This is a genomic window from Halomonas sp. GD1P12 (assembly GCF_025725645.1).
Classification (GTDB): domain Bacteria; phylum Pseudomonadota; class Gammaproteobacteria; order Pseudomonadales; family Halomonadaceae; genus Vreelandella.
Window position 1 is genome coordinate 1115534 of sequence record NZ_CP107007.1, and the last position, 22024, is coordinate 1137557.

At 63.0% G+C, this 22024-nt stretch carries 18 protein-coding genes; 8 read left to right on the forward strand and 10 right to left on the reverse strand.

Annotated features, from left to right (window positions below; all coding sequences use genetic code 11):
- Nucleotides 1-45: 45 nt before the first annotated feature.
- From OCT39_RS05195 to OCT39_RS05220, 6 genes are all read right to left on the reverse strand, one after another.
- Nucleotides 46-1221 carry a cupin domain-containing protein gene (locus tag OCT39_RS05195; protein ID WP_263586627.1) on the reverse strand — a complete coding sequence of 392 codons (1176 nt, stop codon included), beginning with the start codon at nucleotides 1219-1221 and terminating at the stop codon, nucleotides 46-48.
- 39 nt (nucleotides 1222-1260) lie between these two features.
- On the reverse strand, nucleotides 1261-2646 hold the full coding sequence (gene purB / locus OCT39_RS05200; protein WP_263586628.1) for an adenylosuccinate lyase: 1386 nt from the start codon (nucleotides 2644-2646) through the stop codon (nucleotides 1261-1263).
- Between the two features lie 44 nt (nucleotides 2647-2690).
- Nucleotides 2691-3332: a high frequency lysogenization protein HflD gene (hflD, locus tag OCT39_RS05205; protein WP_263586629.1), complete on the reverse strand. Its 642-nt coding sequence runs from the start codon at nucleotides 3330-3332 to the stop codon at nucleotides 2691-2693.
- Nucleotides 3329-4492, reverse strand: coding sequence for a tRNA 2-thiouridine(34) synthase MnmA (gene mnmA, locus OCT39_RS05210; RefSeq protein ID WP_412031135.1), 1164 nt, complete (start codon nucleotides 4490-4492; stop codon nucleotides 3329-3331). The genes hflD and mnmA overlap by 4 nt, the downstream gene beginning before the upstream one ends.
- Nucleotides 4493-4616: 124 nt before the next feature.
- Nucleotides 4617-5054 (reverse strand): NUDIX domain-containing protein, encoded by a 438-nt coding sequence (locus tag OCT39_RS05215; protein ID WP_263586631.1) that lies wholly within the window; start codon nucleotides 5052-5054, stop codon nucleotides 4617-4619.
- Entirely contained in the window at nucleotides 5051-5701 is a 651-nt protein-coding gene (locus OCT39_RS05220; RefSeq protein ID WP_263586632.1) for a pseudouridine synthase, read from the reverse strand. The genes OCT39_RS05215 and OCT39_RS05220 overlap by 4 nt, the downstream gene beginning before the upstream one ends.
- A gap of 221 nt (nucleotides 5702-5922) precedes the next feature.
- Between OCT39_RS05220 and OCT39_RS05225 the strand changes: the two genes are divergently transcribed.
- The 3 genes from OCT39_RS05225 (at nucleotide 5923) to clpA (ending at nucleotide 11144) form a co-directional block, all read left to right on the forward strand.
- Nucleotides 5923-8157: an NADP-dependent isocitrate dehydrogenase gene (locus OCT39_RS05225; RefSeq protein WP_263586633.1), complete on the forward strand. Its 2235-nt coding sequence runs from the start codon at nucleotides 5923-5925 to the stop codon at nucleotides 8155-8157.
- 215 nt (nucleotides 8158-8372) lie between these two features.
- Nucleotides 8373-8696: an ATP-dependent Clp protease adapter ClpS gene (clpS, locus tag OCT39_RS05230; RefSeq protein WP_263586634.1), complete on the forward strand. Its 324-nt coding sequence runs from the start codon at nucleotides 8373-8375 to the stop codon at nucleotides 8694-8696.
- Nucleotides 8697-8867: 171 nt separating this feature from the next.
- Nucleotides 8868-11144, forward strand: coding sequence for an ATP-dependent Clp protease ATP-binding subunit ClpA (gene clpA, locus OCT39_RS05235; RefSeq protein WP_263586635.1), 2277 nt, complete (start codon nucleotides 8868-8870; stop codon nucleotides 11142-11144).
- Between the two features lie 155 nt (nucleotides 11145-11299).
- On the opposite strand, the gene infA is transcribed toward clpA, so the two are convergent.
- The 3 genes from infA to aat all read right to left on the reverse strand — a co-directional run bounded on the left by infA (nucleotide 11300) and on the right by aat (nucleotide 13241).
- On the reverse strand, nucleotides 11300-11518 hold the full coding sequence (gene infA / locus OCT39_RS05240; protein WP_007111068.1) for a translation initiation factor IF-1: 219 nt from the start codon (nucleotides 11516-11518) through the stop codon (nucleotides 11300-11302).
- Nucleotides 11519-11745: 227 nt separating this feature from the next.
- Complete coding sequence (locus tag OCT39_RS05245) at nucleotides 11746-12480, reverse strand: arginyltransferase (protein ID WP_263586636.1); 735 nt, start codon at nucleotides 12478-12480, stop codon at nucleotides 11746-11748.
- A gap of 29 nt (nucleotides 12481-12509) precedes the next feature.
- On the reverse strand, nucleotides 12510-13241 hold the full coding sequence (gene aat, locus OCT39_RS05250) for a leucyl/phenylalanyl-tRNA--protein transferase (RefSeq protein ID WP_263586637.1): 732 nt from the start codon (nucleotides 13239-13241) through the stop codon (nucleotides 12510-12512).
- Nucleotides 13242-13415: 174 nt separating this feature from the next.
- Between aat and OCT39_RS05260 the strand changes: the two genes are divergently transcribed.
- Together OCT39_RS05260 and lolA are read left to right on the forward strand one after the other, a co-directional pair.
- On the forward strand, nucleotides 13416-16940 hold the full coding sequence (locus tag OCT39_RS05260) for a DNA translocase FtsK (protein ID WP_318152978.1): 3525 nt from the start codon (nucleotides 13416-13418) through the stop codon (nucleotides 16938-16940).
- Between the two features lie 164 nt (nucleotides 16941-17104).
- On the forward strand, nucleotides 17105-17758 hold the full coding sequence (lolA, locus tag OCT39_RS05265) for an outer membrane lipoprotein chaperone LolA (RefSeq protein WP_263586638.1): 654 nt from the start codon (nucleotides 17105-17107) through the stop codon (nucleotides 17756-17758).
- 74 nt (nucleotides 17759-17832) lie between these two features.
- On the opposite strand, the gene OCT39_RS05270 is transcribed toward lolA, so the two are convergent.
- Nucleotides 17833-19176, reverse strand: a complete 1344-nt coding sequence (locus OCT39_RS05270) for a replication-associated recombination protein A (RefSeq protein ID WP_263586639.1) — start codon at nucleotides 19174-19176, stop codon at nucleotides 17833-17835.
- A gap of 274 nt (nucleotides 19177-19450) precedes the next feature.
- On the opposite strand from OCT39_RS05270, the gene OCT39_RS05275 reads away from it, so the two are divergent.
- The 3 genes from OCT39_RS05275 (at nucleotide 19451) to trmA (ending at nucleotide 22023) form a co-directional block, all read left to right on the forward strand.
- Complete coding sequence (locus OCT39_RS05275) at nucleotides 19451-19996, forward strand: hemerythrin domain-containing protein (protein ID WP_263586640.1); 546 nt, start codon at nucleotides 19451-19453, stop codon at nucleotides 19994-19996.
- Between the two features lie 101 nt (nucleotides 19997-20097).
- Entirely contained in the window at nucleotides 20098-20883 is a 786-nt protein-coding gene (gene murI, locus OCT39_RS05280; RefSeq protein ID WP_263586641.1) for a glutamate racemase, read from the forward strand.
- Nucleotides 20884-20919: 36 nt separating this feature from the next.
- Complete coding sequence (trmA, locus tag OCT39_RS05285) at nucleotides 20920-22023, forward strand: tRNA (uridine(54)-C5)-methyltransferase TrmA (RefSeq protein WP_263586642.1); 1104 nt, start codon at nucleotides 20920-20922, stop codon at nucleotides 22021-22023.
- The last annotated feature ends 1 nt before the right edge of the window (nucleotide 22024 follow it).

Sequence of the window (22024 nt, forward strand, 5' to 3'; positions counted from 1 at the left end):
CCGCTGGGAGGCGGCGCTTTGAGCGTGACGGTTTTGAAATCGACGCTACTCGTCGTCGTCATCCATGAAGGCAAGGCTACCCGCGTTGACCAGGTAGGTGAGCACCGCCGCGGCGCCGTCGAGCTCGAGAACATCGGCGTACAGCGGGGCCGGGTCCGCGATGCGCCGCGCCAAGGGCTCGGTACAGGGCAGGCCGTCGCCGTCGGCGAATAGCGTGGTCACCCCGGCCTCGGTGCGCCAGGCGATGCGCGAGCCGGGCATGTGGAAAAGCGGCTCGCCGGCGTGTAGTTGCGCGACAAGGTCTTCTTCGTCAAGCGGCTCCTCCAGCGGCATGACCTGGTCCATATACTTTGGTTGAGTCATCGCCCGGCCGAACCACTGGGCGAGCTCTTTGGGCTGGTCCAGCGTCGAGAGGATGAAGTGGCGCATCCGCTCGATGGCGGCGTCGTCGAGTTCGCCGGTATGCTCCACAGGCGCCATGCCGGCGTCGCTGTAGCGTTTCGAGCCGGGCAGCTGCTCGCCCAGATAGTCGGCGAAAGAGGTGATCGCCTCGTCCGCAGAGAGCGCGCGAAAGCCGACCGAATACGTCATGCAGTTGTCGGTCTGGCTTACGCCGTGGTGCGCCCAGCCCGGCGGCAGGTAGAGCATGTCGCCCGGGTTCAGCGTCCAGTCGGAGTCCGGCTCGATGTCGAAGGTCTCGAGAATCTTGAGATCGATGCCCTGGATGATCGGCGCGTCGTCCGCCTGCGGCCCACCCAGCTGCCAGCGGCGCTGGCCGCGCCCCTGGAGCAGGAACACGTCGTACTGGTCGACGTGGGGACCGACGCTTCCGCCGGGCGGGGCGTAGCTCACCATGATGTCGTCCAGACGCCAGCCGGGCAGAAAGTCGAACTCCTTCATCAGCGCGGCAACGCCGGGTACGTAGTGATCCACCGCCTGAACCAGCAGGCTCCAGTGGCTTGCCGGCAGGCGCTCGAAGGTGGCGTCATCGAAGGGCCCGGCGCTCACCTGCCAGGGCCCGTCGGGGCCGTTCTCCTCGACCAGCCGCGCCTCGACGCCCGGCTCGCAGGCAAGGCCTGCCAGCTCGTCCGGATCCAGCGGGCTGACGAAATCCGGGATCGCACCACGAATCAGCAGCGGCTTCTGCTGCCAGTAGTTTTTCAAAAACTCGTCGGGCGTCAGATCGCCCAGCAGGGTCAGCGGCTCGTTGCGGTGGCTCATGGCGATATCCTTGGTGAACGGGTGGTTGAGCGGCGCGCCTTACAGCGCATCCAGGCGCTCGGGCAGCGCTTGCGCCTGGGCACGGGCGTTGCCGATGTAGCTTGCCGGCGACAGCGCCTTCAGCTCCTGTTTGACCTCGGCGGGTAGTTCCAGCGTGTCGATGAACGCGGCAAAGCCTGCCTGATCGATACGCTTGCCGCGGGTCAGCTCCTTGAGCTTTTCGTAGGGCTTTTCGATTCCGTAGCGGCGCATGACGGTCTGGATCGGCTCGGCGAGCACTTCCCAGCTGTTGTCCAGATCCTCGGCCAGGCGCGTCGGGTTGGCCTCGAGCTTGCCGATGCCCTTGAGGCTCGCGTGGTAGCCAATCAGCGCGTAGGCCAGGCCCACGCCGAGGTTTCGAAGCACCGTGGAGTCGGTCAAATCACGCTGCCAGCGCGAGATCGGAAGCTTCTGGGCCAGGTGGTTGAGCACCGCGTTGGCCAAGCCCAGGTTGCCCTCGGAGTTCTCGAAGTCGATCGGGTTGACCTTGTGCGGCATGGTGGAGGAGCCGATTTCGCCTTCCACGGTGCGCTGCTTGAAGTAGCCAAGCGAAATGTAGCCCCAGACGTCACGGTCGAAGTCGATCAAAATGGTGTTGAAGCGGGCGATCGCGTCGAACAGCTCGGCGATGTAGTCGTGCGGCTCGATCTGGGTGGTGTAGGGGTTGAAGCGAAGCCCCAGCCCTTCGACGAACGTGCGCGCGTTGGCTTCCCAGTCGATCTCCGGGTAGGTCGTCAGGTGCGCGTTGTAGTTGCCTACCGCGCCGTTGATCTTGCCCAGCACCTCGACGGCCTCGATCTGCTTGAGCTGGCGCTTCAGGCGGTACGCCACGTTGGCCATCTCCTTGCCCAGGGTCGTCGGGCTTGCGGTCTGGCCGTGGGTGCGCGAGAGCATCGGCTCGCCGGCGTGGGCGATGGCGAGTTTGGCGATCTCGTCCGCCACCTGGTGCAGCGTCGGCAGCATGGCGTTCAGGCCGTCGACCAACATGACGCCGTAGGAGAGGTTGTTGATGTCTTCACTGGTGCAGGCGAAGTGAATGAACTCGGTCACCGCGTGAAGCTCCGCGTTGCCCTCGATCTTCTCCTTGAGGAAGTACTCGACCGCCTTGACGTCGTGGTTGGTGGTGCGCTCGATCTCCTTGATCCGCTCGGCGTCCGCCACCGAGAACTCGCGGATCAGCGTTTCAAGAAACGCGGTGGCTTCACTCGAGAGCGGGCTGACCTCGGCGATGCCCTCGTGTTCGGCCAGGCGCTGCAGCCAGCGCACCTCGACGATCACGCGGGCGCGGATCAGGCCGAATTCGCTGAAGTGTTCCCTGAGCGCGGCAGCCTTGTCGGCGTAGCGGCCATCGACGGGGGAGAGGGCGGTCAAAGCGGTGAGTTGCATGGCAAGATTTCCAAAAATAACGGGGGATCGTGAGGGCCAAAGGCCTAATTGAAACTATCGAGGGCGCGACGCAGCGCCTTGCGCTGAAACACCAGCTTCCAGCGCCGCCCACCCTGCTGGTGCCACAAGAGCGCAAAGCGAATGCCGCTCATCAGGCATGCTCGTACGCGCTCGGGCATCATGCGGGTCTGTAAAAGCGACGGGTCGCCCTGAACGACGATGCGCGTTTTGAACGTCGAAAGCGTCTGTTGATAGGCTTCGCCCAGGCTTGCGATCACGTTTTCGTGGGTCGGGCCGAAGTGCTCCGCCTGATGCTGGGCGTGGGCGAGCTTCTCGCCCAGGGCGTCCATCATCGCGGTGTCGCTGCGCAGCTTGTTCATCAGCATCAACATGGAGAAGCCGTAGCGCAGCACCACCGGGTTGGCCTGCTTGCGCCCGGAAAGCGCCTCGAGCGTCTCGAGGCCGCGGCGCAGATTGTTGGGATGGCCACCGTAGATCGCCTCGAAGCTGGCCGGATTGGTGTCGAGCGTAGCGTGGATCAGCGTCTCCCAGGCGCGGGTGTCGACCTGCCCGGTGCGGGCCAGCTCGTCGACCAGACTCGCCGCCTGGAAAACGCCGGCCAACGCCAGCGTCTGGCGCGCGGAGGGGGAGTCCGGGGCGCGATGAATCGGTGTGGTCGAGCTCATGCGGCGACCTCGGCAACGTTCCAGGTCGCGCTGATCACACCGCCCCCCAGGCAAACGTCCCCGTCGTAGAGCACCAGCGACTGGCCCGGGGTGACCGCCCACTGCGGGTCGTCGAAAACGACCTCGACGCTGCCATCGGGGCGGCTGCGAACGGCGCAGGGGCAGTCGCTTTGGCGGTAGCGCGTTTTCGCGGTGAAGCGGCCCTCGGCGACCGGCGCTTGACCGGCGACCCAGTCCATCGCCTCGGTACAGAGCGCGTTGGTATAAAGGTGCTCGTCGGTTTTGCCCTGGACGACCTGGAGCACGTTGCGCTCGAGATCCTTGCCTGCCACGTACCAGGGGTCCTCGGAGTAGTTGGCCAACCCCCCGATCCCCAAGCCCTGACGCTGGCCCAGGGTGTAGTACATCAAGCCCATGTGATCGCCGATGACATCACCACTGAGGGTTTCGATTTTGCCTGGCTGGGCGGGCAGGTACTGCTGCAGGAAGTCCTTGAAGCGGCGCTCACCGATAAAGCAGATACCGGTGGAGTCCTTCTTCTTCGCCGTGATGAGATCGAACTCTTCGGCAAGTGCGCGCACCGCAGGCTTTTCGAGCTCGCCCACGGGGAAGAGCGTTCTGGCGATGGCGGCTTCCGGCACCGCGTGCAGAAAGTAGCTCTGATCCTTGTTGGTATCGAGCCCCTTCAGAAGCCGCGCACGGCCGCCGCGCTCGCCGCGGCGCACGTAGTGGCCGGTGGCGATCAGCTCGGCGCCGAGCATTTCGGCGTAGTCGAGGAACACCTTGAACTTGATTTCCCGGTTGCACAGGATGTCCGGATTCGGCGTGCGTCCGGCCTTGTACTCCTCGAGAAAGTGCTCGAACACGTTGTCCCAGTACTCCGCGGCGAAGTTGGCGGTATGCAGCTTGATACCGAGTTTGTCGCATACGGCCTGAGCGTCGGCCAGGTCCTCCTTCGCGGTGCAGTACTCGGTGCCATCGTCCTCGTCCCAGTTCTTCATGAATAGGCCTTCGACCTCATAGCCCTGCTGCAACAGCAAAAGCGCCGAGACCGACGAGTCGACGCCGCCGGACATGCCGACGATCACCTTGCCGGCGGCCGGCGATCCGGTGGCCGGCACTCCGGCGCCCGGAGTGGAAGCGTTCTGTGTGGATGTCATTGCCATCCTCGTCAAGTGATATGCAGTTGGCCGCGATTATACACGATGCGGGGGCTGGCCTTCGAGTCAAAGGGCGCCGAGTAAAACGCCGGCTTCCCACCGCGTCATACGGGCAGTCGCGGCATCACTCGCTGATGATGGCCAGGGGGTAAACGCGCCCGGCGCGGGCGGCCTCGAGACGCTTGATCACCAGCGGGCTTCGCACCCGCTCGTTGGTCGCAAGCTGTCTGACTTCATCGAAGGTTAGCCAGTGAGTGGCGAGGATGTCAGGGTCCAGCGGCGTGGCAAGCCATACCTCAGGCGTGGCGATGAAGCCGTGGCTATGAAAGGTCTTCTCCGGGGTGTGGAACACCTCAAGGCCAAGATAGTGGCTCAGGCGCACTCGCCAAGCCGTCTCTTCCTCGACCTCGCGCAAAATCGCCGCCATCGGGCCTTCGCCGGGCTCGATGTGACCGGCCGGCTGATTGAACAGCGTGTGCGGGCCGCCGCGCTCCTCCTCGACCATTAGATAGCGCCCGTCGCGCTCGATCACACAGGCCGCGGTGGTGTGGATGCGTTTCATGAGCGTGGCCCTCGACCTGGTTTCTGACCCGCGCGGGGCGTTTGGCCCTGGCGTGGCTTCTTGTTCGGGCTCTGTTTGCCGCCCCTGGCAGCGGGCTTTTGGGGCGCGTGCAGGGTTTCGGTACGCCACTGCCCGGGGGCCAGGTCGTCGAGGCGCCAGTGGCCGATGGCCGCGCGAATCAGGCGCAGCGTGGGAAAGCCGACGTGGGCGGTCATGCGCCTCACCTGGCGGTTTCGCCCCTCGGTGATGGTCAGCTCGATCCAGCTGGTGTTTGGATGGCGTTTGGGCTCGATGGGCGGGACGCGCGATCCCACCGCTGGGGTGGTGATGCGCCGGGCCTTGGCTGGGCGGGTCGGGCCATCCTTTAGCGTCACGCCGGCCTTGAGCGCGGCGAGTGCCTCGTCGTCGATCTCGCCTTCGAGCTGAACCCAGTAGGTCTTGGGTTGCTTGTGGCGCGGATGGGTGATCTGGTGGATGAGCGCGCCGTCGTCGCACAGCAGCAGCAGCCCTTCGGAGTCGTAGTCCAGCCGCCCCGCGGCGTAGACGTTGGGGACGTCGATCACGTCGGAGAGTGTCGCGCGCCCCTCACTATCGGTGAACTGGGACAGCATTTTATAGGGCTTGTGCAGAAGATAGAGCGTGCTCATCGGGCTCTCTTGAAGCGGGGTGAATTTGTCGACAATCGCATAAAGGAGTAAAGTGCAGCGCTGAATTACACAAATACTAAACGTTATGATGACACTATCGTCATGGCGTCGCTTGCATGAAACGCTTTGATTCGTGGCCAAGCGCCAGGCTTGATCCTGGCCCGCACCGTCGAGCCGCCCGGAAATTTTTAAGTCACCGCGAGAAACGAGGTTAACGCACAATGTCCGAAACGCCGAAAATCATTTATACGCTCACCGATGAAGCCCCCGCGCTTGCAACGTATTCGCTGTTACCGATTGTCGATGCGTTTACCGACTCGGCGGGTATCGTCGTTGAAACCCGCGATATCTCTCTGGCGGCCCGCGTGCTGGCGCAGTTTCCCGATCGTTTGAGCGACGAACAGCGCGTAAGCGACGACCTTGCAGAGCTTGGCGAGCTTGCGACCACGCCGGAAGCCAACATCATCAAGCTGCCGAACATCAGCGCCTCCGGCCCGCAGCTCAAGGCCACCATCAAGGAGCTGCAGGGCCAGGGCTTCGATCTTCCGAACTACCCGGACGAGCCGCAAAACGACGAAGAGAAGGCCATCAAGGCGGCCTATGACAAGGCCAAGGGCAGCGCGGTGAACCCGGTGCTGCGCGAGGGCAACTCGGATCGTCGCGCGCCGAAGTCGGTCAAGAACTACGCGCGCAAGTACCCACACCGCATGGGCGAGTGGAGCAAGGAGTCCGACTCCCACGTGGCGCACATGTCGGAAGGCGACTTCTACGGCAGCGAGCAGTCCGCGATCATCGAATCCGCCGGCACGCTCAAGATCGAGCTCAAGCAGAAAGACGGCACCCGCACCGTGTTGAAAGACGGGCTTTCGGTGAAGGAAGGCGAAGTGGTCGATGCCGCCTTCATGAGCAGCCGTAAGCTGCGTAACTTCATCGACAGCGAAATCAAGGATGCCAAAAAGCGCGGTATCCTTTTCTCGCTGCACCTGAAAGCCACCATGATGAAGGTGTCCGACCCGATCATGTTCGGCATCGTGGTCGAGGAGTTCTACAAGGACGTGCTCGACAAGCACGCCGATGCACTCAAGCTCGCCGGCTTCAACCCGGCTTCTGGTCTGGGCGATCTTTACAGCTCGATCGAGAAGCTGCCTTCCGAGCAGAGTGAGGCGATCAAATCCGACATCGACGCGCTCTACAAGGAGCGCCCGCCGATGGCGATGGTCAACTCGCACAAGGGCATCACCAACCTGCACGTACCGTCGGATGTGATCATCGACGCCTCCATGCCCGCCATGATTCGCGATTCCGGCAAGATGTGGAACGCAAGCGATGAGCTGCAGGATGCCAAGGCCGTGATTCCGGATCGCTGCTACGCCACGATCTACCAGAGCGTGATCGAGGACTGCAAGAAAAACGGCGCCTTCGATCCGACCACCATGGGCAGCGTACCCAACGTTGGCCTGATGGCGCAGAAAGCCGAAGAGTACGGCTCCCACGACAAGACCTTCCACATCCCGGCGGATGGCACCGTGGTGGTGACTGACGAAAGTGGCCAGACACTGTTCAGCCACGACGTGGAAGCCGGCGATATCTGGCGCATGTGCCAGACCAAGGACGCGCCGATCAAGGACTGGGTCAAGCTTGCGGTCAACCGCGCGCGCGAAAGCGGCTCGCCGGCGATTTTCTGGCTCGACGCCAACCGCGCCCATGACGCCAAGCTGATCGAAAAGGTCGAGACCTACCTCAAGGAGCACGACACTAACGGTCTGGATATTCGCATTCTGGCACCGGTCGAGGCGATGGCGCTGTCGCTCGAGCGCATTCGCCGCGGCGAGGACACCATCTCGGTCACCGGCAACGTGCTGCGCGACTACCTGACCGATCTGTTCCCGATCATGGAGCTTGGCACCAGCGCCAAGATGCTCTCGATCGTACCGCTGATGAACGGCGGCGGCCTGTTCGAAACCGGCGCTGGCGGCTCGGCGCCGAAGCACGTCGAGCAGCTGGTCGAAGAGAATCATCTGCGCTGGGACTCGCTCGGCGAGTTTCTGGCGCTGGCCGCCTCGCTCGAGCACCTGGGCTCTACCTTCGACAACCAGCGCGCCACGGTGCTGGCAAGCGCGCTGGATGAAGCCAACGGCAAGTTTTTGGACAGCAACAAGTCGCCGTCGCGCAAGACCGGCGAAATCGACAACCGCGGCAGCCACTTCTATCTGGCGCTGTACTGGGCCGAGGCGCTCGCCGCCCAGGACCAGGACGCCGAGCTGAAGAAGCTTTTCACCGAGCTTGCCAAAACCCTGCGCGACAACGAGTCCACTATCATGGACGAACTCAACGGCGCCCAGGGCAAGCCGGTTGAGCTCAAGGGCTACTTCCACCCAGACCGTGAGCTTGCAAGCAAGGCCATGCGTCCGAGCCAGACCTTCAACGAGGCGCTGGCGCTGGTCGCCAAGGGCTAACGCCCGCCTGGAGGTACATACCCTCGTCCGCTCGGCGGGCGGGGGTTTTTTGTATGACCCAGTGTGATAATTTTGTCTTTTCCATGAACCCTTGCTGAGCATGGGCGTCTTATAGCAAGCCTGCTTGCCACATCTTCGCCTGTCAGCACAGAGACGATACGCAACGCTTTATGCCCAATCTTGAGAATCCTTGCCTGAATGCTTCGGTGTCAGGCATGACATGCTCGGCATCGACCGAGCACGACGACGACCTGGACGTACAGACGTCAGAGCCCGAACTCGCCCAGCCGCCGCTGTATAAAGTAGTGCTGCACAACGACGACTACACGCCGATGGAGTTCGTCATCGAAATACTCCAGGGCTTTTTCAACATGGATAACGAAAAGGCCGTGGAGATCATGCTGGCCGTGCACACCCAGGGCAAAGGTACCTGCGGTATTTTCACTCGCGACATCGCGGAGACGAAAAGCCATCAGGTCAACGAATACGCCCGCGAATGCGAGCATCCGCTCATGAGCGACATCGAAGCTGCCGACTGAGACAAGCGCCGGAGAACGCGCGAAAGCGCGCCGGTAAACGTTGAAAAAAAGTGGCAGTGGGGCTTGCAAGCGGGGCATTTGTACCCGATGTTGAAAGTGCCGGTCGATTAAACTGATCCGACGCAAGTCCCGGGTGAATACGCCCCGGGGAGTAGCGAAAAGGGGACTGCCATGCTGAGCAAAGAACTTGAACTGACCCTGAACACGGCCTTTACCGTGGCTCGCTCAAAGCGCCACGAGTTTATGACCGTCGAGCACCTGCTTTTAGCGCTTCTGGATAACGCGTCCGCCGTCGATGTGCTCAAAGCGTGCGGGGCCAATCTCGACAAGCTGCGGTCCGATCTGCAGGATTTCATCAATTCGACCACGCCACTGATTCCCGAAGGTCAGAGCGAGCGCGAAACCCAGCCCACGCTTGGCTTTCAACGCGTGCTTCAGCGCGCGGTTTTTCACGTACAGTCATCGGGTAAAAGCGAAGTCAGCGGCGCCAACGTGCTCGTGGCCATCTTCTCCGAGCAGGAGAGCCAAGCCGTCTACTTCCTGAAACAGCAAAACGTGGCGCGGGTCGACGCCGTCAACTACATCGCCCACGGTATTTCCAAGGTATCCGGTCACAATTCGTCGAATACATCTTCTCAGCAGGAGGGTGACGATGTGGAAGAAGCCAGTGCCGAAGGCGGCGCACACCCTCTGACCGGCTACGCCACCAACCTCAACGAGCAGGCGCGTCTGGGCAAGATCGACCCACTGATCGGGCGCGATCATGAGCTCGAGCGCGTGGTTCAGATTCTGGCGCGCCGGCGCAAGAACAACCCGCTTCTGGTCGGTGAAGCCGGCGTGGGCAAGACCGCGATCGCCGAAGGCCTGGCCAAGCGCATCGTCGAAGAGGACGTGCCAGACGTCATCGCCGACGCCGTGGTCTACTCCCTCGACATGGGCGCGCTGCTCGCTGGTACCAAGTACCGCGGCGATTTCGAAAAGCGCTTGAAAAGCCTTTTGAGTGAGCTCAAAAAGCAGCCCAATTCGATTCTCTTCATCGATGAGATTCATACCGTGATTGGCGCAGGTGCGGCCTCTGGCGGCGTGATGGACGCCTCGAACCTGTTGAAGCCGCTACTCTCCTCCGGTGAGCTTCGCTGCATCGGTTCGACCACGTTCCAGGAGTTTCGCGGTATCTTCGAGAAGGACCGCGCGCTTGCCCGGCGTTTCCAGAAGGTCGACGTGCCGGCGCCCTCGGTGGACGACACCATCAAGATCCTCAAGGGGCTGCGTTCGCGCTTTGAAGAGCATCACGAGCTCAAGTACACCGACGGGGCGCTCGAGAGCGCCGCGCGTCTGGCGGATCGCTACATCAACGACCGCCATCTGCCGGACAAGGCGATCGACGTGATCGACGAGGCGGGGGCGCATCAGCGCATGCTGCCCTCTGAGATGCGGGTCGACACCATCGATGTCGAGCAGGTCGAGGCCGTGGTGGCGTCCATCGCGCGGATCCCGCCGAAGAGCGTCTCCAGCTCCGATCGCAAGCTGCTCGAAAAGCTCGACCGCGACCTCAAGATGCTGGTGTTCGGGCAGGACGAGGCGATCGACTCGTTGGCGGCGGCCATCAAGCTCTCCCGCGCCGGGCTCAAGGCGCCGGACAAGCCGGTGGGCAGCTTCCTGTTCGCCGGCCCCACCGGTGTGGGCAAGACCGAAGTCGCCAAGCAGCTCTCGCACATCATGGGGATCGATCTGGTGCGCTTTGACATGTCCGAGTACATGGAGCGCCACACGGTGTCACGCCTGATCGGCGCGCCGCCCGGGTACGTTGGCTACGATCAGGGCGGCCTTTTGACCGAGGCGGTCAATAAACAGCCGCACTGCGTGTTGCTGCTCGACGAAATCGAAAAGGCACACCCGGAAGTCTTCAACCTGCTGCTGCAGGTGATGGATCATGGCCGCCTGACCGATAACAACGGCCGCGAGGCGGACTTCCGCCACGTCATTCTGATCATGACCTCCAACGCCGGTGCCGAACAGGCATCGCGCCGCTCGATCGGTTTCCAGACTCAGGATCACACCACGGACGCGATGGAAGTCATCCGCCGCACGTTCTCACCGGAGTTCCGCAACCGTTTGGACGGTATCATTCAGTTCAGCGCGCTTCCGATGACCGTGGTGCGCAACGTGGTCGACAAGTTCCTGATCGAACTTCAGGCTCAGCTCGACGAGAAGCGCGTACAGCTCGACGTAGACGACTCGGCCCGCGACTGGCTGGCGGACAAGGGCTACGACCCGGATATGGGCGCACGCCCGATGGCTCGCCTGATTCAGGAGAAACTGAAAAAGCCGCTGGCCGAGATGATTCTCTTCGGCGAGCTGGCCGAGCATGGCGGTACGGTGCACGTCAGTCTGGAAGAAGGGGAGCTTTCGCTTTCGACCGAAGCTGAAATGGCCGACGCCCCGTAACGGTCAACGCGTAAGATTCAACCGCGTACAGCGCCCTGTCATTGACGGGGCGTTGTCATTTTAAGGCGCCGTAAAAGAGGAGAAACGCTCGTGCTTGTGCGCGTAACGAAGGGGGCGGTTACGCCAGTTCAAATAAGCACGAAAGCGTTGGGTGTTTAGCGCGAACGGTAAACGATGCGGCCCTTGGAAAGGTCGTAAGGGGTCAGCTCTACCTTGACCTTGTCACCGGTCAGAATGCGGATGTAATTCTTGCGCATCTTGCCCGAAATGTGGGCGGTCACCACGTGGCCGTTTTCGAGCTCGACACGAAACATGGTGTTGGGAAGGGTATCGACAATGACGCCTTCCATTTCAATATGGTCTTCGCGTGCCATATAGGCAAATCCTCACTTATTTAATATCGTCGTTGCCAGTTTAACAGATTCGCTGGCACTGTGGTGGCCAAGAACTTTGCTTGTCAAAACCAGGTTTACCAAAACCAGGGTTGCCCGATACAGCCGTCGGCCAATACGAGTCAACTGGCAAAATCGTTTACAAGGGCTTGGTAAGCAGCGCTATATTGTGCCGCAAGGCTGGCGTCAAGGCAAAAAAGCGCGCCGTTTTAGCGAATGAGCGCGCGCCAGCGGCGCCCTTCCAACACCTCGAGCGGAGAAAACGCCTGCTTGTAGCGCATTTTCCGGCACTCCTCGATCCAGTAGCCCAGATACAGGTGGCACAAGTCCTGCTGCTGGCAAAGCTCGATCAGCTTCAGGATCGCAAGCGTTCCCAGTGAGCGCCGGTCGAGTTCCTCATCCACGGCGAAGAACGTGTAGATCGCCGAGAGACCGTGCTCGAGGCGATCGAACGCGGCGACACCGATCAGCCGTTCTTCCAGGTAAAGCTCCATCAGGTTGGCGTAGGGCTGGTCGAGGGTCAAAAAGGTGCGATACTGCTCCTGGCTTGGCGGGTACATGTCGCCGTCGCTATGGCGCGCGCGTATGTAGTGGGCGTAGAGCGCATAGTGGGCGTTATGGTAATGGGCGGCCACGACGCGCGTCGTGACATCGGCATTACGTTTGGAGATTTTGCGCTGGGTCCGATTGGGTTCGAACTGCGCGACGGGAATGCGCACCGACTGGCACGCCTGGCAGCCTTCACAGTGAGGCCGATACAGGTGCCGGCCGCTGCGGCGAAAGCCCAGCAGCGAAAGCGCATCGTACACGCCGTGGGAGGGGGCTTCCTTGGGGTCCAGAAACAGCGTCGTCGCTTTTTGATCCGGCAGGTAGCTGCAGGCGTGGGGCACGGTCAGAAAAAAGCGTAGATCGCGGACCGGGCCGCGGGAGGCGCTGCTGCTCACGGCTATCTCCTTGAGTGTTGACCCTCGCGTCAATAGGCGGCGGGTACGGCGTTGAGCCAGGGCGAAGCCGGAACGACCGGGTGGTGACCGGTCAGGTCGAACGCGTTTTCCGGCAGCCACTGTTCAAGATAGCTCACGAACGTCGCGCGGGCGATGGGGGCGGCACCCAAACGCTCCAGGTGTGGCGTATGCATCTGACAGTCGATCAGCGCGCCGCCGTTGTCCGCCATGGCGCGCGCCAGGTGCGCCAATGCCACCTTGGAAGCATCCGGCGCTTTCGAAAACATCGACTCGCCGAAAAATACCGGCCCCATGGCCAGTCCGTAAAGCCCGCCGACGAGTTCGTCGTCCTGGTGGACCTCGACGCTGTACGCAATGCCCAGGCTGTGAAGATGGCAATAGGCCGCGCGCATGTCCGGGTTGATCCAGGTGTCTGGCTCGCCCTGGCGGGGCGCGGCGCAGGCGTCGATCACGGCATCGAAGTGTTGATTCAGCGTCACGCGAAAGCCACCATTGCGCAGGCGCTTGGCAAGGCTTCGCCGCAGTTTGAACTGCGAAGGCGCCAGTACCATTCGCGGGTCGGGGCTCCACCAGAGCACGGGGTCGCCGTCGCTGTACCAGGGGAAGACCCCGCGGCGATAAGCCTCGATGAGCCAGCGGGGGGTCAGCGCGCCGCCGGCGGCGAGCAGGCCGTTGGGCGTGTCGAGCGCGCTGGCGGTCTCCGGAAAGGCGGGTAGTGGCGATGAAAGCCAGGGCAGCATGAAGGACTCCTTGTCGCCTTTGGAAACAGCCTTGGTGATCGTCTCGAAAAAACGCCGCGAGTACGTTTGAACGCCAACTCGAAGCGACAAGCGCTGTGATGGCGAAAGGATGCTCGGTATGATGCAAACTCGCAAGTCGATTAACGACGCCACCAGGTGTAAAGGGAGAATCGCTTGAAAGTAAACAAGACGGTAGACAAGCGAACGCAGGGCGGTTCGCGTCGACCATCGACGTCGGCCCAGTCCACTCGGGTCAAGGCCGCCAGGGATAAGGCGCGGCGTTTCGGCCTGCGCCTTCAGGGCTCGATGCGCGAAGGCGTCGTCGTGGTGCTGCTGGCGCTGTGCGTCTTTTTATTGCTGGCCCTGTTCAGCTACCAGCCGGAAGACCCGGGCTGGTCCTACCAGGGGCCGGAAACCGACGTGCACAACTGGATGGGCCCGGTGGGTGCCTGGCTTGCCGACGTGCTCTATTCACTTTTGGGGGCAAGCGCCTTGTGGTGGCCCGGCATGTTCGGCTTCGCCGCCTGGTGGCTGATGCGCTCACGCCAGGTGCGCTTCGAGATCGACCCGGTCGCCATTGCGGTGCACGCCGGGGGGCTTGTGCTGTTGATGTTCGGCACCACCATGCTCGGCGCGCTGCACTTTTATCATCCCGACAGCATTTTGCCCTACGCCTCCGGCGGTATTCTGGGCGAGGGCCTGGTCGGCACGCTGCGCCCGCTGGTGGGAAGTGGCGGGGTGGGCCTGATCGCCGCCGCGCTCATTTTGATCGGCTTTCCGCTGTTTACCGGCCTCTCCTGGCTGAACGTGGCCGACGAGCTCGGCAAACGCTTTTGTCGTCTGGGCGCCGGCTGGCGCGATCGCCGCGCCAAAAGCAAGCAAAAGCGTGAAGAGCGCGCCTCGATCAAGGCCGCCTCCAAAGAGGCAGCACGCAAGTTCAAGGAGCGCAACCGCCAGGAGAGAGAAGCGCGTGAGCAGCAGGAGGCCGAGGCCGAGGCGGCGCGCTTTGAGACGAGCGCGGCGGCCAGTGCGGACGCCGCTCCCCGGGCCCGCGAAGGCAGCCGCCGCGAGCCGCGCATGGCCGCCTTCGATCAAAGCGAAACCACCGATACCTCGATTCCCTGGGAGGCCGCGGCCCATCACTACGCGCCGCCGGCTTCCAGCGAGCAGCCGCCTGCCGCCGAGCCCGCCCCGAGCAAGCCGGCGGCGGTAAAACCCGCCCGCGCCGAGCCCACGCTCTCAGCCTCTAATGCCGAGGCGTTGGCAGAAGACGACGCGACGCAGACGGCAAGCGCTTCAACCGACGAGACGCCGGCAACGCAAGTGCCGCCCGTTGAAGAAGCGCCCGCCGAGCAGACGCCGCGCGAAGATACCCGCCTCGAACACGCGCCGCTCGATGACGCACCGATGGCGTCGCGCCCGGTAGACGCTGCGCCCAGCGAGCCGATGTCCGCACGCACGCAAACACCGCTCGAGGCCGAGAACACCGAAGCGCCGACGTCGGCCACGCCGGTGCAAGTACCGGAAGAAACAGCGCCGGTGTCCAACGTGTTTGCGGCACCCTCTCGAGTTGAGGAGCCTACTTCCGAGCCCGAGCCCGAGCCCGAGCCCGAGCCCGAGCCCGAGCCCGAGCCCGAGCCCGAGCCCGAGCCCGAGCCGCGGCCGGCGCCTGCGGCCTTTGGCCCGGCCCCTGCCGAGCAGGAAGCGCCCGTTGAGCCGGCGCCCTGGAGCACGCCGTCCGACAGCGATGAAGTTCCGCTGTCGCTTCGCGCGTCAAGGCGCGATGAAGAGCCCGTGCCGCCCAATCGTTTTTTCATCGACGAGCCCCAGGAGGATGACGCGTCCGACGACGCGCTTATCGATGACGACGTGTCGCCTCAGCCGTGGAGCGCCCAGCCGCGCGAGCCGCTGAGCGCCAGCGCGCCCGAGCCGCCCCGCAGGGTGCCGGAAGTCGTGCCCGAGCCGGTGTGGGAAGACGACGAAGAGATCGAGCCCGCGTATGCGCCGACCCCGGCGCCGGCTACCACTACAACGCCTGCACCGGCCCCAGCCTCGGTCGCGCCGCGGGAAGCGCGTCAGGAGCCGACGTTCACCCAGGAGCGCGCCGCGCCGGAGCCGGATACCGGGCCCACGCTCTGGACCGTCGAGCATCTACAGAATCAGCGCCCGGCGTTCGAAACCGAAGACGAACCCGAAGGCGAGGTGCCAAGCTACCAGCTACTTACGCCGCCGGAGCCGCATCAGCCCAACTACACCGAAGAGCAGCTCAGCGACATGGCCGAGCTGCTCGAGGTGCGCCTGCGCGATTACGGCGTGAAGGCGGACGTGGTCGACACCTGGCCCGGCCCGGTCATCACGCGCTTCGAGATCAAACCCGCACCTGGCGTGAAGGTCTCCAAGATCAGCAATCTGGCCAAGGATCTGGCGCGCTCGTTGATGGTCAAGAGCGTGCGCGTGGTCGAGGTGATCCCCGGTCGACCTACGGTGGGTATCGAAATCCCCAACCCACACCGGGCGATGATTCGCCTGCGCGAGGTGATCGACTCCGACCGCTACCAGCAGGAGAGCTCGCCGCTCACCATGGCGCTGGGCCAGGATATTGGCGGCGGTCCCGTCGTGGCGAATCTTGGCAAGATGCCCCACCTGCTGGTCGCCGGTACCACCGGCTCGGGTAAATCGGTAGGTGTGAACGCCATGCTGATCTCGATGCTGTTAAAAGCAACGCCGGACGAGCTCAAGCTGATCATGGTCGACCCCAAGATGCTCGAGCTTTCGGTGTATGACGGCATCCCGCACCTGTTGGCGCCGGTGGTCACCGACATGAAAGAGGCCGCCAACAGCCTGCGCTGGTGCGTGGCCGAAATGGAGCGGCGCTACAAGTTGATGGCCGCGATGGGCGTGCGCAATATCGCCGGCTTCAACGCGCGGCTGGATGAAGCCGAGCGCGCCGGCGCTCAGGTCGCGGACCCGCTTTGGGAGCCGCAGCCCTGGGAGATGCACCAGACGCCGCCGGTGCTCGAAAAGCTGCCTTATATCGTGGTGGTGATCGACGAGTTCGCCGACATGTTCATGATCGTCGGCAAGAAGGTCGAGGAGCTGATCGCGCGTCTGGCGCAGAAGGCCCGCGCCGCGGGTATTCACCTGATTCTCGCTACCCAGCGCCCGTCGGTGGACGTGGTGACCGGCCTGATCAAGGCGAACATTCCATCGCGCATGGCGTTTCAGGTCTCCTCGCGTATCGACTCGCGCACGATTCTCGATCAGGGCGGCGCCGAGAGCCTGCTGGGCCACGGCGACATGCTTTACCTGCCCGCCGGTTCCGGGCCGCCCAACCGCGTTCACGGGGCCTTCGTCGACGATGACGAGGTGCACCGCGTGGTCGAGGATTGGAAGCGCCGCGGCGAGCCGGAGTACATTGATGAAATCCTCTCCGGCGGTGTTTCCGCGGATGCGCTGGCCGGGCTCGAAGCCGAAGGCGGCGATGGGGACGACGCCGAGCAGGACGCGCTTTACGACGAGGCCGTGCAGTTCGTCACCGAGACCCGCAAGGCGTCGATCTCCGCGGTGCAGCGCCGCTTCAAGATCGGCTACAACCGCGCTGCGCGGCTGGTCGAGGCGATGGAAGGCGCCGGCGTGGTGTCGACGATGGGCTCCAACGGTGCCCGCGAAGTGCTGGCCCCGCCGCCGGTGGGCCAATAAGTGAGGCATCAATCGTGCAACAAGCGTGAAAGTCGCGCCACCGGTGAAACCCCGGGGCGCGATGAGCGTCTGAGTGTGGACACAGGGATGTTCCTGTCCAAATATCAAAACCGTTGCGGCACGCGCGTGCCGCCATTTGGCAACACTGCCTGGGGAGTAAGGTAATGAGCGATCAAGACACACGGCGTGGTTCTTCGCTGGCGCTGACGGCCAGCGCACTGGGTTTGACCTTCGCAGCACCGATGGCGTTTGCCAACGAGGCCGCCGAGCGTCTCTCTGAACGTCTCGAGCCGCTGGAGAGCTATCAGGCATCGTTTGAGCAGATGATCAGCGGCAGCGGCGGTGAGCGCCTGCAGGATGCGCGCGGTGAAATGTGGCTATCCCGCCCGGGCATGCTGCGCTGGGAAGTCGAAGCCCCGTACGCTCAGGTAGTGGTGTCCGACGGAAGCGAAGTCTATCTCTATGACCCGGATCTGGAGCAGGTCACGGTGCAGGCAATGGACAACCGTGTCTCCCACACCCCGGCGCTGCTGCTCTCGGGGAGCGCCTATGATCTGACTGAGAACTTCGACGTCTTCTACGCCCAGGAAGGCAGCGAAGACGTGTTCACGCTCGTGCCGACCTCCAACGAGACGCTGTTCGAAGAGCTCTCCATGGTGTTCGAAGGCGAGACCCTAAGCGAGCTGATGATGACCGACAGCACCGGCCAGCGCACGCTGATCACCTTCGACGATATCGTGCAAAACGGACGTGTCGACCGCAGCCTTTTCGATTTCGAGATTCCCGAAGGCACCGACGTCATTCGCGAAACCTACTAGGAAAACCCGGCCTTGGCCCCGGCGCTGACCGGGGCTCAAAGCCGGCGGCTTTAAAGTCAGTCTCTAAAAGCCAATCAGGCGCTTCCCGGCGCCTGGTTGGCTTCTTCGTCTCTGGCCTCGCGCCAAGCCATGATCTCGGCAAAGCGCTTCTCCTGGCCCTGGGCGCTGGGTTCGAAAAAGCGCGTTTTGGGCAGCGCCTCGGGCCAGCAGTCGTGGGCGTCGCCGGCCGGATAGCCGTTGGGCTCATTATGGGCGTAGCGGTAGCCTTCGCCGTGGCCGAGCTCCTCCATCAGCTTCGTCGGCGCGTTTCTCAGGTAGCTCGGCACGTCCACCTGGGGCTGGCTGTTGACGAACGACTGCGCCGCTTTCCAGGCGCGGTCGATGCGGTTGCTCTTGGGCGCGACCGCCAGGTGAATGGCGGCGTGGGCGATCGCCCGCTGGCCCTCGTAGTCGCCCAGGCGCAGGTAAGCATCCCAGGCGGCGATCACCAGCGGCAGCGCCCGCGGGTCGGCGTTGCCCACGTCTTCCGAGGCGATGGCGCTGAGCCTTCGCACCACGTCCAGCGGGTCGCCGCCGCCCTGAATGAAGCGCGCCATGTAGAGAAGCGCGGCGTCCGGGCGCGAGGAGCGAATCGATTTGTGGATCGCCGAGAGCAGATCATAGTAGGCGTCACCCTGCTTATCGAAGGCGCTGGACTGGTGGCCGATCACATCCAAAAGCGCCGCCTTTGCCAGCACTTCCCGCTCGCCGCGCTGCTCGGTGAAGTCGCAGGCGGTCTCGAGAAGCCCCAGCGCCCGGCGCGCGTCGCCGGCGCTGGCGCGGGCCAACGCCTGGAGCACGCCTTCTTCGAGCTCGATCGACCGCCGGCCCAATCCGCGCTCGCGGTCCTCGAGCGCCTGGCGCATCACGTCGATCAACTCCTGCTCGCTTAAAGGCTTCAACACGTAGACCCGGGTGCGGGATAAAAGCGCCGAGTTGACCTCGAAGGAGGGGTTTTCGGTGGTCGCGCCGATCAGCGTCAATAGCCCGGATTCGACGTGGGGCAAAAGCGCATCCTGCTGGCTCTTGTTGAGGCGATGGATTTCGTCCAGAAAGAGCAGCGTCTGCGCGCGGGTCTGACGCGCGCGCTCGACCACCGCGCGAATCTCCTTCACCCCGGCCATCACGGCACTTAGCTGCTCAAGCGCCGAGTCCGAGGCGCGGGCCAACAGCTCGGCAAGCGTGGTCTTGCCCACCCCAGGCGGGCCCCAGAGGATCATCGAGCGTACGCTTTTCGACTCGACCATCTGGCGCAGCGGTTTATGAGGGCCGACCAGCGCCTGCTGGCCCACGTAGTCGTCCAGGTGGCGCGGGCGCATGCGAAAGGCGAGGGGGGCGCCGTCGGCGGGCGGGGCCTTGGCGCTGTCAAAAAGGTCCATGTCTTTATCCTTCGTGCGTCAGGGCGTCGAGAGTCGCCGGGTCATGCTATGGCAAAGCGCGTTGCGGCAGGCTACCTTAGGACATACGCTTTGTAACGCGGTGTCTCGAAGCGCCGTCGTTGCCACGGATTTTTTGCTACAGATAGGTTATCAAAGGTCAGTTGCTAAAAATCAGTTGTCACAGTGTAGTAGACATTGCTTATCCAGCGCGTGTCCAATGCCTTGACAGGGACTTTGAAGGTAAGGCTCGACCACCATTTAAGGAGTTTGGCTCATGTTAAATCAACTGCGTCTGGACCATGCCAATATGGCGCGCATGCTTCATGTGCTTCAGCTTAAGCAAAAAACGCTGGTGCAAGGCGAGCGGCCCAACTTCAAGCTGATGCGTGAAGTCGTGGACTACATCCTCGCTTACATGGACGAGTTCGCCACACCTCTGGAAAAGATCTGCGTGGAGCGCCTGGAGGAGAAGGCCTCGGAAGAGCTGCCTTTCATGGAGAAGATGGCCGAGGACTACCGCCAGCTCAAGCCGAGCCTGGCTCAGCTCTCTGATGATATCGATATGATCCTGATGGACAACGTGCTGCCGATGGATCGTTTTGCCGAGGACTTGAGCACCTACCTCGACGCCCATCGCACCTACCTTCGTCACGAGCGCGAGCATCTGTTCCCGTTGATCGACAAGTACTTCACTGACGAGGATCTGGAAGCACTTCGCCAGGCGCTGCCGGACAAGGCGCAGCAGGAGCTCGAGCGCCTGCAAAATGCCTATCCCGAGCTTTACGCCGAGCTCAATAACGCCGAAGTGCCCGACCTCTAAGACCACGCGCGCCCGAGCCTTTCGGGCGTGTTAAACTGGCGCCTTTTAAACACCCAGAGAGCGCTTGTGGCTTACTCATCCATTGGCCCGGGCGGGGCGCCATGAGCGGGCCCGTCCTGATCTTCGATTCTGGTGTCGGTGGGCTTTCGGTGGCCCGCTCGCTCACCTTGCGCCATCCAGATATCCCCCTGTGCTACGCCTGCGATAACGCCTGGTTGCCCTATGGGCTGCGCGACGACGTTACGCTCTCCAGACGTATTCTGTCCGTATGCCAAGCGGCGGTCACCGCCTGTCGGGCCAGCGCGCTGGTCGTGGCCTGTAACACCGCCAGCACCCTGGCACTGAGTGGGCTTCGCGAGGCGCTGGACATTCCGGTGATCGGCACCGTGCCCGCCATCAAGCCCGCCGCGCTTGCAAGCCGAACACGGCATATCGGCCTTCTGGCTACCCGCGCCACGGTGCACCGCCCCTACACCCAGGATCTGATCGAGCGCTTCGCCAGCGACTGCGAAGTCACCAAAGTGGCGGCCGACGCCCTGGTCACCGAGGCCGAGGCCTGGCTTGCCGGCCAACACGTCGATCACGCACGCGTGCAGCATGCGCTGGAGCCGCTCTGGCAGGCGGTGACCGCGCCATGTCCGCTCGATACCGTGGTGCTCGGCTGTACCCACTTTCCGCTGTTGAAGCCGGTGCTCGAAACCCTGGCGCCTGGGCCGCTTCAATGGATCGACTCCGGCGATGCCATTGCCCGCCGGGTCGTCGACGTCATGCCCCACGCCCGCGGCCCTCAGGATGGGCGCTCTTTCACCACCGCCGACGCCGACCACCTCGTTCGCGGCTTCGAGACCTTCGGTTTCAAGGCCCCGCACCGCTTGTCGCTGCCCTGAGCGAGGGCAGCGCTGATCACTTTTTAAGGAGCCCCCTTGGCCATTCCCGCTGTCGACCCCCAACGTTACGATGAGCAGCTCGATGAAAAGCGCGTGTTCGTCGAGGCGCTGTTCGCGCCGTTTTCACCGCCAGCGCTCGAGGTCTACGCGTCGCCGCCGAGCCATTACCGTCAGCGCTGCGAGTTTCGGATCTGGCACGAAGGCGACGACCTGTTTTACGCCATGTTCGAGGTCAACCCGAGTGATCCCAAGGATAAAAAGGTCGTGCGTCTGGATCAGTACCCGGTGGCCAGCGAGCGTATCAACGCGCTGATGCCGAAGCTTAGAGAGGCGTTTTTGCAAAGCGATACGCTCAGGCGGCGACTCTTTCAGGTCGAGTTTTTGACCACGCTTTCCGGCGAGGCGCTGGTCACGCTGATCTACCACCGACCGCTCGACGAGGCTTGGGAAACTGAGGCGCAGGCGCTGGAGAAGACGTTGGGCATCATGATCATCGGCCGCTCGCGCAAGCAGCGCCTGGTGCTGACGCGTGACCACGTCTGGGAGCGGCTGACGGTGGAGGGGCGCAGCCTCGACTACCAGCAGGTGGAGAACAGCTTCACCCAGCCCAACGCCCACATCTGCCAGACCATGCTCGAGTGGGCAAGGCAAGCGACCCCTGATCAAACCGGGCGCGATCTGGTGGAGCTTTACTGCGGTAACGGCAACTTCACCATCGCGCTTGCAAGTAATTTTCGCCGCGTGCTGGCCACGGAAATTTCTCGTACGTCGGTGGCCAGTGCTAACGTTAATATCGAGGCTAACCATATTGAGAACGCGGTGGTGGCGCGGATGTCCGCCGAGGAGTTTTCGCTGGCGTTAAAAGGCGAGAAAACCGGGCGCCGGGTCGCCGAGATGGAACTCGATAGCTTCGATTTTTCGACCGTGCTGGTGGACCCGCCGCGGGCGGGGCTCGATGAGCAGAGCTGTCGGCAGATCAGCGAGTACGAGCGGATCGTCTATATTTCCTGCAATCCGCAAACGCTTGCCGACAATCTCGCACTTTTGACGCAAACCCACGACATCGAGCGCTTTGCGCTGTTTGACCAGTTCCCGTTTACCCACCACTGTGAGTGTGGCGTGGTGCTGGTAAAGCGATAAA